The sequence below is a fragment of the Empedobacter sp. UBA5036 genome (genome assembly GCF_002415215.1).
GTDB classification, from domain to species: Bacteria; Bacteroidota; Bacteroidia; order Flavobacteriales; family Weeksellaceae; genus Empedobacter; species Empedobacter falsenii_B.
Genome location: NZ_DICC01000017.1, coordinates 42,084 through 58,107, shown reverse-complemented (window position 1 = coordinate 58,107; position 16,024 = coordinate 42,084). Strand labels below are relative to the sequence as shown.

The following is a 16,024-nucleotide window of genomic DNA, read 5'->3' as shown; positions in this document are numbered from 1 at the left end:
CTATTATTCTTCCAAGTTTATGTCTAATCCAAGACCTTGTAATTCATGTAACAATACGTTAAATGATTCTGGAATACCAGGTTCTGGCATTGGCTCTCCTTTTACGATTGCTTCGTAAGTTTTCGCACGTCCAATTACGTCATCCGACTTAACTGTTAAGATTTCGCGTAAGATATTAGATGCACCGAATGCTTCTAATGCCCAAACCTCCATCTCTCCGAAACGTTGTCCACCGAATTGTGCTTTACCTCCTAATGGTTGTTGAGTAATTAATGAGTATGGTCCGATAGAACGCGCGTGCATTTTGTCGTCAACCATGTGTCCTAATTTCAACATGTAAATCACCCCTACAGTAGCTTTTTGATCAAAACGTTCTCCAGTATTACCGTCATATAAATATGTTGTACCGTGTTTTGGAATACCTGCTTCTTCTGTGATGCGATCGATATCAGCGATTTCAGCACCATCGAAGATAGGTGTAGCAAATTTTTGACCCATTTTAAGTCCAGCCCATCCTAATACCGTTTCATAAATCTGACCGATATTCATACGAGATGGTACCCCAAGTGGATTAAGTACGATATTTACTGGCGTTCCGTCTTCTAAGAAAGGCATATCTTCGTCGCGAACGATACGTGCAACAATACCTTTGTTACCGTGACGTCCTGCCATTTTATCCCCTACTCTTAGTTTACGTTTTTTCGCAATGTAGATTTTTGCTAATTTAACGATACCTGCAGGTAACTCGTCTCCAACAGAGATTGTAAATCTTTCGCGGTTAAGTGCTCCTTGTAAATCATTGTACTTAATTTTGTAATTATGTAACAATTCTTTTACTAATTCGTTCTTATCCTCGTCTGTTGTCCAAAGAGATTCTGCTCCAGTTAAATTTAAGAAATCTTCAACATTAGATAAGATTTTTTGTGTGTATTTTACACCTTTCTTGATTACTTCTTCGTTCAAGTCGTTGTAAATACCTTGAGAAGTTTTTCCGTTTAATAAAACGTATAATTTCTCTAATAAAATCTCTCTTAATTCGTTGAATTTAACGTCGTACTCAGCTTCTACACTATCAATAATAGCTTTGTCTTGAGAACGTTTACGTTTATCCTTAATACTACGTGAGAATAATTTTTTGTCGATAACAACACCACGTAATGATGGAGAGGCTTTAAGAGAAGCATCTTTTACATCACCTGCTTTGTCACCAAAGATCGCACGTAATAATTTTTCTTCTGGAGTTGGATCAGATTCTCCTTTTGGAGTAATCTTACCAATCAAGATATCACCAGGTTTTACTTCTGCTCCAATACGGATCATACCGTTTTCGTCTAAGTCTTTTGTAGCCTCTTCTGAAACGTTAGGAATGTCTGAAGTTAATTCTTCCATACCTAATTTTGTATCACGTACATCTAATGAATACTCATCGATGTGGATAGATGTAAACCAGTCTTCGCGAACAGCTTTTTCAGAGATTACAATAGCATCCTCGAAGTTGTACCCCTGCCAAGGCATAAAGGCAACAACCATGTTACGACCAATTGCTAATTCTCCTCCTTCTGTTGCATAACCTTCAGATAAAACTTGTCCTTTCTCTACACGATCACCAACTTTTACAATTGGTTTCAACGTAATTGTAGTTCCTTGATTCGTCTTTCTGAATTTTGTTAAATTATATGTTTTCTCAGCAGTATCGAAGCTTACTAATTCTTCGTCTTCTGAACGATCATATTTAATTGTTATAATGTCAGCATCAACATAAGTTACTGTACCTTCACGTTCTGCATTTACTAAGATTCTTGAATCTTTTGCAACTTGTTTTTCTAATCCAGTACCTACAATTGGTGCTTGAGGTTTTAATAATGGAACTGCCTGACGCATCATGTTCGATCCCATTAACGCACGGTTGGCGTCATCATGCTCCAAGAAAGGAATTAATGATGCTGAGATAGATGCAATCTGGTTAGGTGCAACGTCAATTAAATCAACTTCTGCTGGCGTTACAACAGGGAAATCCCCATCTTCACGAGCAGTTACACGTTCAGTAGCAATAGTACCATCGTCTGTCATGTCGATATTGGCTTGAGCAATTACTTTTGATTCCTCCTCTTCCGCAGTTAAATAGATTGGTGCTGATTCGACGTCCACTTTTCCATCTTCTACTTTTCTGTACGGTGTTTCGATGAACCCTAAGTTATTAACTTTAGCGAATACACATAATGACGAAATCAAACCAATGTTTGGTCCCTCAGGAGTTTCAATTGGACATAAACGTCCGTAATGAGTGTGGTGTACGTCACGTACCTCGAATCCCGCTCTTTCTCTTGATAAACCTCCAGGTCCTAATGCTGATAAACGACGTTTGTGTGTAATCTCTGATAATGGATTTGTTTGGTCCATGAACTGAGATAACTGGTTCGTTCCGAAGAATGAGTTGATAACAGATGATAATGTTTTAGCATTAATCAAATCGATTGGTGTAAACACCTCGTTGTCACGAACATTCATTCTTTCACGGATAGTTCTAGCCATACGAGCTAAACCTACTCCGAATTGGCTAGCCATTTGCTCACCTACCGTTCTTACACGACGGTTAGATAAGTGGTCGATATCATCCACCTCTGCTTTAGAGTTGATTAATTCGATTAAGTATTTAATAATCGAAATGATATCTTCACGAGTCAATACTTGTACGTCCTCGCTAATGCTTAAGCCTAATTTTTTATTTAATCTGTAACGACCTACTTCACCTAATGAATAACGTTGATCAGAGAAGAATAATTTGTCAATAATTCCTCTTGCTGTTTCCTCATCTGGTGGCTCAGCGTTACGTAATTGTCTATAGATGTACTCTACTGCCTCTTTTTCAGTGTTAGTAGGGTCTTTTTGTAAAGTATTATGGATAATTCCATAATCAGCAGAATTGATATCTTCTTTGTGTAATAAGATCGTCTTAACACCAGAATCTACGATTTGATCGATGTGATCTTTCTCTAAGATTGTTTCACGGTCTAAAATAATTTCATTACGCTCGATAGATACAACTTCTCCTGTATCTTCATCTACGAAATCCTCGTGCCATGTATTTAATACACGCGCAGCAAGTTTACGACCTACAACTTTCTTTAAATTAGCTTTATTAACTTTTACTTCTTCAGCTAAGTCGAAAATTTCTAAGATATCTTTATCTCTTTCGTATCCGATAGCACGTAATAAAGTAGTTAATGGTAACTTTTTCTTACGATCGATGTAAGCGTACATTACGCTGTTGATGTCTGTTGCGAACTCAATCCAAGATCCTTTGAAAGGAATGATACGAGATGAGTACAATTTTGTACCATTCGCGTGGAAAGATTGTCCGAAGAATACCCCAGGAGAACGGTGTAATTGAGATACAATAACACGCTCTGCACCATTAATAATGAATGATCCTGAAGGAGACATGTAAGGAATTGTTCCTAAGTATACGTCTTGCACTACAGTTTCGAAATCTTCGTGTTCTTCGTCCGTACAGTACAATTTAAGACGAGCTTTCAATGGTACGCTGTACGTTAATCCTCTTTCGATACACTCATCAATTGTGTAACGTGGTGGATCTACGAAATAATCTAAGAATTCTAAAACAAACTGATTGCGAGTATCCGTAATTGGAAAATTCTCAGCAAATGTTCGGTAAAGACCTTCATTTTTTCGTTGGTCAGGTCTTGTTTCCAACTGGAAAAAATCTTCAAACGATTTGATCTGAATGTCAAGGAAATCTGGGAACTGAGCGACTGCTTTTGCAGAAGAGAAGTTCAATCTTTCTTTTTTCTCAGTCGAGTTGCTTAATGTTGCTTTAGTGGCCAATTTCGAATGAATTTTGGTTTATATAATGACTTTATGCGTAAAAAGGTTTAGACCTAACACGTCCTGTGTTAGGTCCAAACCTATATTTTTGAGTAATAAAAATTACTTCAATTCTACTACTGCACCAGCTTCTTCTAGCTGTTTCTTTAAAGCTTCAGCTTCGTCTTTAGAAACTGCTTCTTTAACTGTTGCTGGAGTTGAATCTACTAAATCTTTAGCTTCTTTTAATCCTTTACCAGTTAATTCTTTAACTAATTTAACAACTGCTAATTTAGATGCACCTGCTTCTTTTAAGATTACGTCGAATTCTGATTGCTCTTCAGCAGCTTCACCTGCTCCACCTGCAGCAACAACTACAGCAGCAGCAGCTGGTTCGATTCCGTACTCATCTTTTAAGATTGTAGATAATTCATTAACTTCTAAAACTGTTAAGTTTACTAACTCTTCAGCTAATTTTTTTAAATCTGCCATTTTAATGCTTTTTGTTTTTTAAACTTTTATTTGATATGAGTGTGTCTTATTCTTCTGAAGCTCCTTCTTCTGCTTTTGCAGCCTCTTTGTTCTCTAATTGAGAAACAACAGTTTTGATTGGAGATTGAAGTAACATGATGATGTCTGCGATTAATTCTTCGCGAGATTTCAATGCTACTAATTGTGGTAATTTGTCATCACCTACGAATGTATTATCTTCAATCCAAGCTCCTTTTAAAATAGGTTTTTCAGATTTTTTTCTGAAAGTATCGATTACTTTAGCTGGTGCATTACCAACTTCAGCAGTCATTAATGCTGTATTTCCTTTTAAAGATCCGTAAAGCTCTTCGAAGTTTTTGTCTTCGATTTGCTCCATAGCTTTCTTTAATAAAGTGTTTTTTACTACGCGTAAAGATACATTGCTTTTGTAGCAAGCTCTTCTTAATTCAGTAGTATTAACAGCGTTTAATCCGTCGATATCTGCTAAGTAGATGATTTTTGCTTCTGCTAATACAGCTTGCAATTCATCTATCATATTTGCTTTATCTTGTTTTGTCATTGCCATAATCTACTAATTTTAAGCGTTTACACTTTTTGGATCTACTGATACACCTACAGATTGAGTTGTAGAAAGCGTGATGCTTTTTACATATGTTCCTTTAGCAGCTGTTGGTTTTAATTTAATTAAAGTTTGAATTAATTCATTCGCATTTTCTTTAATTTTATCAGCATCGAAAGATACTTTACCAACTGCAGCGTGGATGATTCCGTAACGGTCTACTTTGAAGTCGATTTTACCTGCTTTTACTTCAGAAACGGCTTTACCAACTTCTAAAGTTACAGTACCTGATTTTGGGTTAGGCATTAATCCACGAGGTCCTAAAACACGTCCTAATGGTCCTAATTTACCCATAACTGCTGGCATAGTAACGATAACGTCAACATCTGTCCAACCTTCTTTAATTTTTTGTAAGTATTCGTCTAATCCTACATAGTCTGCACCTGCTGCTTTAGCTTCTGCTTCTTTGTCTGGAGTAACTAATGCTAATACTTTTACATCTTTACCTGTTCCGTGTGGTAATGAAACTACACCACGAACCATTTGGTTAGCTTTCTTAGGATCTACACCTAAACGAACTGCTATATCTACAGAAGCATCAAACTTAGCGTAGTTAACTTCCTTTACTAATGATGATGCTTCATCAATAGAGTAAAGTTTGTTTTTTTCTACTTTAGCTAATACCTCTTTTTGTCTTTTTGTTAACTTTGCCATTTCCTAAAATGTTTTAATTATTCTGGAGCTTGCCCACCTTTTACAGTTATACCCATAGAACGTGCAGTTCCAGCAACCATTTTCATAGCAGATTCAACAGTAAAACAGTTCATGTCCGCTAATTTGTCTTCAGCAATAGCTCTAACTTGATCCCAAGTAACAGTACCAACTTTTTGACGGTTTGGTACACCTGATGCTTTTTTCAATTTCGCAGCTTCCATTAACTGAATAGCAGCTGGTGGAGTTTTAATTACGAAATCGAATGATTTGTCTTGATACACAGTAATAACAACTGGTAACACTGCACCTTGTTTTTCTTGTGTACGTCCATTAAATTGTTTACAAAACTCCATGATGTTAACACCTGCAGCACCTAAAGCTGGCCCTACTGGTGGCGAAGGATTTGCTTGTCCTCCTTTAACTTGAAGTTTTACAACTTTTTCAATTTTTTTTGCCATTTTTTTAATTCTTAAAATTAAGCGTTATGTGGAAGCAGCCTAAATTTCTACTTTTAATTTGTTGATAGATTGATTATGCAATCTTTTCAACTTGATTAAAACTTAACTCTAGTGGTGTTTTACGTCCGAAGATTAAAACCATCACTTCAAGTTTACGTTTGTCTTCAATGATTTTCTCAACTGTTCCGTTGAAGCCATTGAATGGTCCATCGATTACTTTTACAGTTTCTCCTACGATGTAAGATATTCCTAAGTTTGTATCGATGTTTTCTGCTAATTCGTCAACTTTACCTAACATTCGGTTAACTTCCGATTGTCTCATTGGTACAGGATCACCTCCTTTCGTTGCACTCAAAAAGCTAATTACACCTGATGTATTCTTTACCATGTGAGGAATCTCCCCTACAAGTTCAGCTTCTATCATGATGTAACCAGGAAAGTGTACTTTTTCCTTTTGATATTTTTTACCGTTACGGATTTGAATCACTTTTTCCATAGGAACAACAATTTGTCCTACATAATCATTCAAATTTTGGTACTGAATTTCTCTTTCAATATAATCCTTAACTTTTAGCTCTTGTCCAGCTACAGTCTTGATTACATACCATTTCTTTTCACTCATGATTCTAATTACTAAACGGGATATTTTACAAACTAAAAAGCGCCGTAGATAAAGTTAAGCACTTGTGTGAATAATGTATCTACCGCATATAAAAATATAGCTAACAAAACTGTAGCTATTGCAACAATAATTGTGTCTCTTTGTAGATCTGAGAATGATGGCCATGTAACATGATCTTTAAATTCTACAAAGGAATCTTTAAAATATTGTACGACTTTCATATCGTTTTCATTTAGCACGGGCACAAGGATTCGAACCCTGATCAACGGTTTTGGAGACCGCTATTCTACCATTGAACTATGCCCGTAGATAAAAAGAGTGGTAATCATGGAAGATTACCACATCTTCTATATTATATTTTGACTAATTAGTCTAAAATTTCAGTTACCTGACCAGCACCAACTGTACGTCCACCTTCACGGATTGCGAAACGTAAACCTTCGTTTAATGCGATTGGTTGTAATAATTCAACTGTAATAGTTAAGTTATCTCCTGGTAAAACCATCTCAACTCCTTCTGGTAAGTTGATTTCCCCTGTTACGTCAGTTGTACGTACGTAGAACTGTGGACGGTAACGGTTGTGGAATGGAGTGTGACGACCACCTTCTTCTTTAGTTAAGATATAAACCTCAGCTTTGAATTTTTTGTGTGGTTTAACAGATCCTTGTTTCGCGATAACCATACCACGACGGATGTCAGTTTTATCAACACCACGTAATAATAAACCTACGTTATCACCAGCTTCCCCTCTATCTAAGATTTTACGGAACATTTCAACACCTGTTACAGTAGAAGTTAATTTTTCTTCTCCCATACCAACGATGTCAACTGGATCCCCAGAGTTGATTACACCAGCCTCGATACGTCCTGTAGCAACAGTACCACGACCTGTAATAGAGAATACATCCTCTACTGGCATTAAGAATGGTTTATCTTGATCACGAACTGGTTGCTCGATCCACTCATCAACATTGTTCATTAAGTTCAATACAGTTTCAACCCATTGAGGCTCACCGTTTAATGCACCTAAAGCAGATCCTTGGATAACTGGAGTGTTATCTCCGTCATATTCGTAAGAAGATAATAAATCTCTTACTTCCATTTCTACTAACTCTAATAACTCAGCATCGTCAACCATATCAACTTTGTTTAAGAAAACAACGATACGAGGAACGTTTACTTGGCGACATAATAAGATGTGCTCACGAGTTTGAGGCATTGGACCATCAGTAGCAGCTACTACTAAGATACCACCATCCATTTGAGCAGCTCCTGTAACCATGTTTTTTACGTAATCCGCGTGACCTGGACAGTCAACGTGTGCGTAGTGACGGTTAGCAGTTTCATACTCTACGTGAGATGTATTAATTGTAATACCACGCTCTTTTTCTTCTGGAGCATTATCGATTTGATCGAAAGCTTTTGCTTCTGAATAACCAGCATCAGCTAATACTTTAGTAATCGCTGCAGTCAAAGTTGTTTTACCGTGGTCAACGTGACCAATAGTACCAATATTTAAGTGCGGCTTATTACGGTTGAAAGTTTCCTTTGCCATTTTACTTTTTATTAATTTCTATTGTTATACTTAAATTAAAAAAATAACTTTAAATTATTTTCAAGTGTAAAAATACACTTTTTGATTTATATAAAGATATTAATTTTTGACTCGCGTTAACCTTGGTTTAAATGAGTTTCAACAACTACTTAAAAGATTAACTATACTGGACGAACCAGAATTTGAGCGGGAAACGGGACTCGAACCCGCAACATTCAGCTTGGAAGGCTGACGCTCTACCAATTGAGCTATTCCCGCATTCACTTCTAAAAAGCTTTGCAAATTTAAAGATTAAATCCTAAACCACAAAAAATTTTAAAAATTAAGTTTGTGGGGAGAGCAGGATTCGAACCTGCGAAGGTTACCCAACGGATTTACAGTCCGTCCTCGTTGGCCGCTTGAGTATCTCCCCGCCTTACTTTTTTTTTGTTCTTCTAAAAACTTTGAGCCGATAGAGGGACTCGAACCCACGACCTGCTGATTACAAATCAGCTGCTCTAGCCAGCTGAGCTACATCGGCATTTTTGTTTTTAAAATCGTTATTTAAAAGAACAGTCCGTTAAATATGTTTGTTTAACGGACTGCAAATTTACGTTGTTTTTTGAATTAACCAAATTTTTAGGTTCTTTTTTTAGTCAATTCGTTATTTTTTATCTTTCGCTAATTTTTTCTTTTTTTCTGATAATTAATTTTTTTAATGTATCTACCGCCAAATCAATACATTCCTCAAAAGACTGCCCTGTTTTACTCACAACAATGTCATCTCCTGGTACTTCTAACTTAATATCAACTGTCTTATTATTTTTTTCTGCAGTATTCTCTAACTTAAAAGAAACATTCGCTGCAATGATTTTGTCTGACAAAGTTTCTAATTTTTCTAATTTTTTCTCTAAATACTCCTCTAAACCTGGTTTAGTATTGAAGTTTACTGCTTGAAAGTTAATTGTCATAATTACTCATTTTTGTTCTCACGCGGGTGAGCTTTGTTAAACACTTTTTTTAAATTTTCTATACTCCCATGTGTATAAATTTGAGTCGATGACAAACTTGAATGCCCTAAGATATCTTTTACCGCATTCAGATCTGCTCCGGAATCTAACATATGGGTCGCGAATGAATGCCTCAACATATGAGGACTTTTTTTATGTTTTACACTTATAAGACTAAGATAGTATTTTACTTTCGAATAAACAAGATTATCGTACAAAGGTTTTCCTTTTTCTGTTACAAAAACATTTGTACATTGTAAGGTAATTTCGTTATGTTTTCTGGTATTATAATTCACCAAATCCTCTAACAGAAAGGTCGAAATAGGAATTATGCGTTCTTTATTTCTTTTTCCAAGAACTTTTATAGAAAGTGTATTCGGATCGATATCATTTTCTTTTAAACCAATTAATTCGGCACGTCGAATTCCTGTTTGATACATTACATCAATCATTAATCGATCACGTAAACCTTCGAATGTGTCAGGGAAAAATTCATCATTATTCAACAAATCATTCAATTCTGCTTCTGTAAAAGGTACTAAAACTTGTTTATTTTGTTTAAGTGAATGAATTTGCTCGATTGGATTAATGGAAAGATGATTTTCTTTGACCAAATATTTATAAAACGTTCGTAAAGCGCTTAATTTGCGATTAACTGTTTTCTCAGACTTTTCTAATTCTGATAAATGCATCACAAATGCACGAATATGATTTTTTGTTGCAAGTTGTATTTCTGACGAATTTTCTTCTTGTTGATAGAACTCAACAAAATCGTCCAAATCTCTTTTGTAGCTAGTAATTGTTAGCGTAGAATAGTTTTTCTCGAGCGCTAAATAATCTAAGAATAGTTGAATAAATTCCATAAAAAAACCTATTCATCAAAGTTACAACTTTAACAAATAGGTCAACAGAAATTAATTTCTTTATATCGTTTAAAACGGCAATTTATGCTTCCTCCTTTTCGATTAAGGCTTGTTTGTAGATTGCTCTACTCATCTTAATTCTATTTGTAACAGAAGGTTTTGTAAATTGTTGACGTGCTCTTAACTGACGTACAACACCTGTTTTATCAAATTTTCTTTTGTATTTTTTTAGAGCTCTTTCGATTGACTCTCCGTCTTTTACTGGTATAATCAACATAATTTTATCTATTTCTTTTTGAGATGGCAAATATACAACTCTTTAGTAATTAAACAAATCGTTTTGTATTAATCTTTCAAAATATTTCTTCCAATCACTAATTTTTGGATCTCAGTTGTTCCTTCACCGATTGTACACAACTTAGAATCACGGTAGAATTTCTCTACTGGAAAATCTTTTGTATATCCGTATCCACCAAATATTTGAACTGCTTCATTCGAGATTTTAACACACGCTTCCGATGCATAATATTTTGCCATTGCACCTTCTGTCGTCATTGGTTTTTTATGATTTTTTAAATAAGATGCTTTACGAATTAATAATTCTGAAGCTTCGATTTCTGTAATCATTTCAGCCAATTTAAAGTTAATTGCTTGGAAATTTGCAATTGCAGTTCCAAATTGATGACGCTCTTGTGCATATTTCAATGCTGCTTTGTATGCTCCTTTCGCAATTCCTAAAGATAAAGCTGCAATCGAGATACGACCACCATCTAAAATCTTAAGCGCTTGCTTGAAACCATCACCTACGTTCCCTAAACGATTTGCATCCGAAACACGTACATTATCGAAGATTAACTCTGCCGTTTCCGAAGCACGCATTCCTAATTTATTTTCTTTTTTACCCGATGTAAAACCTGGCGTTCCTTTTTCGATTACAAAAGCCGTCGCGTTATTTTTCGCTCCTTTCTCTCCTGTTCTTGTCATTACAACCGCAACATCACCAGAAATTGCATGTGTAATAAAATTTTTTGCTCCGTTAATTACCCATTCGTCACCATCTTTTACAGCTGTTGTAGACATTCCTCCTGCATCAGAACCAGTGTTGTGCTCTGTTAATCCCCAAGCACCAATCCATTCTGCTGTTGCTAATTTTGGTAACCAACGTTGTTTTTGCTCTTCGTTTCCGAATTCTAAAATATGATTTGTACAAAGTGAATTATGTGCTGCTACAGATAAACCGATAGAAGGATCAACTTGTGAAATTTCGTCTACAATTGATACATATTCGTCATAAGACAAACCACTTCCTCCGTATTCTTCTGGAACAACAATTCCCATGAATCCCATTTTTCCAAGTTCTTTGAAAACTTCAACTGGAAAAGTTTGAGCTTCATCCCACTCCATAATATTCGGCTGAATGTATTGTTTTGCGAAATCTCTTGCCGATTGCGCGATTAATGATAAATTTTCATTTTCTAAGAAATCCATTTTTTTGAGTTTTTTTGTTTTTTTATGACTTTCCTCCAAAAGTAATAAATTTCTATTAAGTGAAAAGTTTTTCTTTTACGATTATTTTTACTCATTAAAAATAATTGACTATCAGCGTTTTTAAGTTAATAATATCCTAAAAAAAAACAAATGTTTAAAGTCATTTTCGGAAATGATATTTGACATTTTAATTCGGATAAATTAATCCGAGTTTTGTTCTCAGAAATAAAATAAAACATTATGAGAAAAGGACTATTAATAGTAGGAGCAATTTTAGCATCGATAAATTCATTTGGACAAGAAGCAGGTGAATTGCATATGCGTGTAAGAGCAACTGGTGTAGTTCCTATGGAAGATGCTAAAATAGAAGCAATAGGTGGAAATGTCGCAGTGACGAATAACCTTATTCCAGAAATCGACTTTACCTATTATATTACAAAAAATATCGCAGCCGAATTAATTTTAGGGACATCTAAACATGAAGTTGTTGCGGTAAATACTGCATTAGGAAATTTGGATTTGGGACGCGTGATGTTGTTGCCTCCAACTCTTAATGTACAATATCATTTGTATCCAACAAAAAACCTAAAACCTTATGTTGGCGCAGGAATTAATTATACAATCTTCTACGATCAAGGGCAAGGAAAAGGTAGAAACGAAGCTGTAACAAGTGTAGATTACAAAAACAATGTTGGTTTCGGATTTCAATTCGGATTTGATTACAAAATCAACGATAAATTATATTGGAACGTAGATGTCAAAAAATTATACTTGAATACAGATGTTACAGTTGGTGCCGCTTTGGATCAACAAGTTTATGTACCAGCAGATGTAGATCTTAATCCTTGGTTAATCAGTACAGGTATTGGTTTCAAACTATTCTAACTCGACCTTTTATTATATATTATGATTTTTAAACGAAGGGAAAAATCAAAAAGAGAAGCAATTGCTTCTCTTTTTTTATTTAAATTGATTTATTTTTACTCTTCCACTCTCTTATCTTCAATGTGATTTGTTCGAAAATATTCTCGAACCGAAACAAAAGTAGGCTCTATATGCACTAATACATCTTTTACTTGTGGCATTTTAGCTTGTACAGCATCTTTCAGATCATGACTAATTTTATGTCCTTCCACCACCGAAATCGTTCCATCGACTATTGCATGCAAATCCACATAATAATTCATTCCATTTTTGCGCACATTACATTTTTCAGTCGCCATAACACCAGGAACATGTGAAGCGATTTCTCTAATTTGCTCAATTTCATTTTCGTACAATTGCTCATCCATAATTTCTCCTAACGCAGGTCGAAGGATTTTGTACGCATTGTATAAAATAAAACTTGAAGCAAAAAGCGCCGCAACATCATCTGCTGCCTCCCAACCTGGTCCCATTACCAACGAAATCGAAATTCCGATAAACGCCATTAATGATGTAATTGCATCTGAACGATGATGCCAAGCATCTGCTTTTAGAGAAGAACTGTTAGTCTCAACACTTTTTCTCATTACATACTGAAACGATAATTCTTTGAATAAAATAATTCCTCCAAGAACTAATAAGGTAAATGGTTTGGGTTGATGATGCGGTGTAATAATATTGGTAATACTTTCTTTTGCAATGATAATCGCAGAAACAATAAGGAAAGTAACCACTAAAAATGTGATTAACGCTTCTGCTTTTCCATGTCCGTAAGGATGATTTTCATCTGCAGGTTTTGCAGAATACTTTAGTCCAAAGAAAACAAATATAGAAGAAAAAACATCTGCCGAAGACTCGATAGCATCTGCAATAAGCGCGTAAGAATTCCCAAAATAACCAGCCAAAAACTTAATTCCAGCCAAAGATGCGTTTCCTACAATACTAAAAATCGAAGCTTTGATTGCTTTTTCCGAATTATCATTCATACCAAAAAAATAAGCCCTACAAATGTAAGGCTTATTCTAATTTTATATCTCGAAAATATTATTTTTCTAAGAATGGGTATTTATAATCTTTTGCAGGAACAAATGTTTCTTTGATTGTTTGAACAGAAGTCCAACGTAACAAGTTCATTGCAGAACCTGCTTTATCATTTGTACCAGAAGCACGCGCTCCACCAAATGGTTGTTGTCCTACAACTGCACCTGTTGGTTTGTCGTTGATGTAGAAATTTCCACAAGCATTTTTCAATGCTTTAGCAGCTAATTCTACAGCAGCACGCTCTTTCGCGAAAATTGATCCTGTTAATGCGTAAGCAGAAGTTTCGTCAACTAATTTTAAAGTTGCTTCGAATTCATTTTCATCATAAACATAAACTGATAATACAGGCCCGAAGATTTCTTCTACCATTGATTCATATTTAGGATTCGTTGCTTTGATAACTGTTGGTTGAACAAAATATCCAACTGAATCATCATAAGTACCACCAATTACAACTTCAGCTTCAGAAGATGCTTGTGCACGATCGATATATGCTTTAGATTTTTCGAAAGAGTTTTTATCAATAACCGCTGTCATGAAATTAGAGAAATCCTCTGGAGATCCTAATGTAACAGTTGCTAACATTTCTTTCATTTGTTTCTCAACTTCGTTCCATAAGTTAGATGGAATGTAAGCACGAGAAGCAGCAGAACATTTTTGTCCTTGGTATTCGAATGCTCCACGAACTAATCCTACAGCAACTTCTGTTGGACAAGCTGATTTGTGAACCATTACGAAATCTTTTCCTCCTGTTTCTCCAACGATACGTGGATAAGTTCTGTAATTGTTGATGTTATCTCCAATTTGTTTCCATAAAGTATTGAAAACTTTTGTAGAACCTGTGAAGTGTAAACCTGCAAAATCTTTGTGTTCTAAAACTGTTTTTGCAGTTTCTGCTCCATCAGTTAAGATCATGTTGATTACACCATCTGGTAAACCAGCTTTTTTGAACACTTCCATTGTTACTTTAGCAGCTAAAGTTTGTTTATCAGAAGGTTTCCAAACTACAACGTTCCCCATCAAAGCCATACAAGATGGTAAATTACCAGCGATTGCAGTAAAGTTGAATGGAGTAATTGCGAAAGTAAATCCTTCTAATGGACGATAATCTACACGATTCCAAATCCCTGGAGAAGAAATTGGTTGATCTGCATAAATTTCTGTCATGTATTGTACATTGAAACGTAAAAAGTCAATTAACTCACAAGCTGAATCAATTTCTGCTTGCATTGCATTTTTAGATTGACCAATCATTGTTGCAGCATTCATTTTTGCACGGTAAGGACCAGCAATCAAATCTGCAGCTTTTAAGAAAATTGCCGCTCTATCTTCCCAAGGCATTGCAACCCAAGCTTCTTTCGCTGCCAAAGCTGTATCAATAGCTTTTACAACATCTGCTTGCGTACCTTCGTGGAAATAACCAACAACTTTTTGGTGGTCATGTGGAGGACGAATTTCTTTTTTATTTCCTGAAAAAATTTCTTCAGAACCAATGTATTGAGGAACTTCAGTTACCTCGTTAAACATTTTTTTGTATGCGTCTAATAATTGCGCACGCTCTGGCGTTCCAGGAGCATATGATTTTACCTCTTCGTTAACAGCGTGAGGAATTTGAGCAAATGATTTTGACATTTTGATTATTTTGTTTGTTTATACTTTTCAAAGTTCAAATTTAAGAAAAATAAATGGAAATGTTTCAGTTCAGATAATTAAGTCTTTTATCACTTTAAACATAAAATCATCCATTATTCTTCCTTTTTATTTTCTTTTTTATCTTTTGTATGAAGAATTTGATTTTCGATATTTTCTAAATATTGAATCTGCATTTCCTGTATTTCTAATAATTTCTTATTCTGATGAACCAATAAATGATCTATTTTTTCGCTTAATAATTTTATTTCCAGTTCGGCTTTCAAATTAATTTTATAATCATGTTCGGCTCTATCACGGTCTTTATCTTCTTGACGATTTTGACTCATCATAATAATTGGAGCTTGTATTGCTGCTAAACAAGACAAAATCAAATTGAGTAAAATAAATGGATAGGGATCAAAACCTTTGTTGTGCAACATCCAGAAATTAAGAAACATCCAAGCCAATAAGAAAATAAAAAACGAAATAATAAATGTCCAACTTCCTCCGAAAGACGCTACTTTATCTGCAATTCTATCGCCTGTTGTCAATGGCTTTGATGTATTTTCTTTTATATTTTCGGAAAGAATAGAATTATCACGAATTGCTTCTACTACATCTTGATCCAATTTTTCCATTTCACCTTTTTCTTGCGAAATCAAATTTGCAAAAAATTGACGACGATATTTGTTCAATATTTTTATCGAAACATAATCTTCTTCGGTAATTGCTGGATAATCTTGCTCAATCAATTTAAAAATCTCTTGCTGAATTTCTTTTCCTTTTACAGCTTCGTAGCGATTAATTGGTTCTTGAGTTACAAAACATTTCATAATAATCTATTTTAGTCAAAAATCACATT

At 35.0% G+C, this 16,024-nt stretch carries 16 protein-coding genes and 4 tRNA genes; 1 reads left to right on the top strand and 19 read right to left on the bottom strand.

All coding sequences use genetic code 11. The features are described from left to right. Positions 1-3 precede the first annotated feature (3 nt). The 16 genes from rpoB to B4J88_RS01785 form a co-directional block, all read right to left on the bottom strand. Complete coding sequence (rpoB, locus tag B4J88_RS01860; protein WP_125349434.1) at positions 4-3,846, bottom strand: DNA-directed RNA polymerase subunit beta; 3,843 nt, start codon at positions 3,844-3,846, stop codon at positions 4-6. Positions 3,847-3,948: 102 nt separating this feature from the next. Further along, complete coding sequence (rplL, locus tag B4J88_RS01855; protein WP_019974307.1) at positions 3,949-4,317, bottom strand: 50S ribosomal protein L7/L12; 369 nt, start codon at positions 4,315-4,317, stop codon at positions 3,949-3,951. Positions 4,318-4,363: 46 nt separating this feature from the next. Further along, positions 4,364-4,876, bottom strand: a complete 513-nt coding sequence (gene rplJ, locus B4J88_RS01850; protein WP_115001950.1) for a 50S ribosomal protein L10 — start codon at positions 4,874-4,876, stop codon at positions 4,364-4,366. An 18-nt stretch (positions 4,877-4,894) separates the two neighbouring features. After that, positions 4,895-5,590 (bottom strand): 50S ribosomal protein L1, encoded by a 696-nt coding sequence (gene rplA / locus B4J88_RS01845; RefSeq protein ID WP_038331070.1) that lies wholly within the window; start codon positions 5,588-5,590, stop codon positions 4,895-4,897. Positions 5,591-5,607: 17 nt separating this feature from the next. Further along, positions 5,608-6,048 carry a 50S ribosomal protein L11 gene (gene rplK / locus B4J88_RS01840; RefSeq protein WP_038331069.1) on the bottom strand — a complete coding sequence of 147 codons (441 nt, stop codon included), beginning with the start codon at positions 6,046-6,048 and terminating at the stop codon, positions 5,608-5,610. 73 nt (positions 6,049-6,121) lie between these two features. Beyond that, positions 6,122-6,670 carry a transcription termination/antitermination protein NusG gene (gene nusG, locus B4J88_RS01835; protein WP_038331068.1) on the bottom strand — a complete coding sequence of 183 codons (549 nt, stop codon included), beginning with the start codon at positions 6,668-6,670 and terminating at the stop codon, positions 6,122-6,124. Between the two features lie 32 nt (positions 6,671-6,702). After that, on the bottom strand, positions 6,703-6,891 hold the full coding sequence (gene secE, locus B4J88_RS01830) for a preprotein translocase subunit SecE (RefSeq protein WP_038331172.1): 189 nt from the start codon (positions 6,889-6,891) through the stop codon (positions 6,703-6,705). Between the two features lie 15 nt (positions 6,892-6,906). Further along, positions 6,907-6,977 (bottom strand) — tRNA-Trp (locus B4J88_RS01825). A 60-nt stretch (positions 6,978-7,037) separates the two neighbouring features. Further along, positions 7,038-8,225: an elongation factor Tu gene (tuf, locus tag B4J88_RS01820; protein WP_038331067.1), complete on the bottom strand. Its 1,188-nt coding sequence runs from the start codon at positions 8,223-8,225 to the stop codon at positions 7,038-7,040. 185 nt (positions 8,226-8,410) lie between these two features. Next, positions 8,411-8,483, bottom strand: a tRNA-Gly gene (locus tag B4J88_RS01815). A gap of 73 nt (positions 8,484-8,556) precedes the next feature. Continuing rightward, positions 8,557-8,637 (bottom strand) — tRNA-Tyr (locus B4J88_RS01810). 34 nt (positions 8,638-8,671) lie between these two features. Beyond that, a tRNA-Thr gene (locus tag B4J88_RS01805) sits at positions 8,672-8,745 on the bottom strand. 130 nt (positions 8,746-8,875) lie between these two features. Beyond that, positions 8,876-9,175, bottom strand: coding sequence for a ribosome hibernation-promoting factor, HPF/YfiA family (gene hpf / locus B4J88_RS01800; RefSeq protein ID WP_038331066.1), 300 nt, complete (start codon positions 9,173-9,175; stop codon positions 8,876-8,878). 2 nt (positions 9,176-9,177) lie between these two features. After that, positions 9,178-10,077 carry a tyrosine-type recombinase/integrase gene (locus B4J88_RS01795; RefSeq protein WP_291066059.1) on the bottom strand — a complete coding sequence of 300 codons (900 nt, stop codon included), beginning with the start codon at positions 10,075-10,077 and terminating at the stop codon, positions 9,178-9,180. A gap of 82 nt (positions 10,078-10,159) precedes the next feature. Continuing rightward, complete coding sequence (gene rpsU / locus B4J88_RS01790) at positions 10,160-10,354, bottom strand: 30S ribosomal protein S21 (RefSeq protein ID WP_038331168.1); 195 nt, start codon at positions 10,352-10,354, stop codon at positions 10,160-10,162. A 68-nt stretch (positions 10,355-10,422) separates the two neighbouring features. Beyond that, positions 10,423-11,565 carry an acyl-CoA dehydrogenase family protein gene (locus B4J88_RS01785; protein ID WP_038331167.1) on the bottom strand — a complete coding sequence of 381 codons (1,143 nt, stop codon included), beginning with the start codon at positions 11,563-11,565 and terminating at the stop codon, positions 10,423-10,425. A 240-nt stretch (positions 11,566-11,805) separates the two neighbouring features. Between B4J88_RS01785 and B4J88_RS01780 the strand changes: the two genes are divergently transcribed. Continuing rightward, on the top strand, positions 11,806-12,450 hold the full coding sequence (locus B4J88_RS01780) for an OmpW/AlkL family protein (RefSeq protein ID WP_291066057.1): 645 nt from the start codon (positions 11,806-11,808) through the stop codon (positions 12,448-12,450). A gap of 95 nt (positions 12,451-12,545) precedes the next feature. Here the strand turns inward: B4J88_RS01780 and B4J88_RS01775 are convergent, their stop codons facing one another. From B4J88_RS01775 to B4J88_RS01765, 3 genes are all read right to left on the bottom strand, one after another. Further along, a complete protein-coding gene (locus B4J88_RS01775) occupies positions 12,546-13,475 on the bottom strand; it encodes a cation diffusion facilitator family transporter (RefSeq protein WP_114998851.1) in 930 nt (309 codons plus the stop codon). Positions 13,476-13,533: 58 nt separating this feature from the next. Further along, positions 13,534-15,162, bottom strand: coding sequence for an L-glutamate gamma-semialdehyde dehydrogenase (gene pruA / locus B4J88_RS01770; protein ID WP_114998849.1), 1,629 nt, complete (start codon positions 15,160-15,162; stop codon positions 13,534-13,536). A 113-nt stretch (positions 15,163-15,275) separates the two neighbouring features. Next, on the bottom strand, positions 15,276-15,995 hold the full coding sequence (locus B4J88_RS01765) for a DUF1003 domain-containing protein (RefSeq protein ID WP_114998848.1): 720 nt from the start codon (positions 15,993-15,995) through the stop codon (positions 15,276-15,278). Positions 15,996-16,024: the final 29 nt, after the last annotated feature.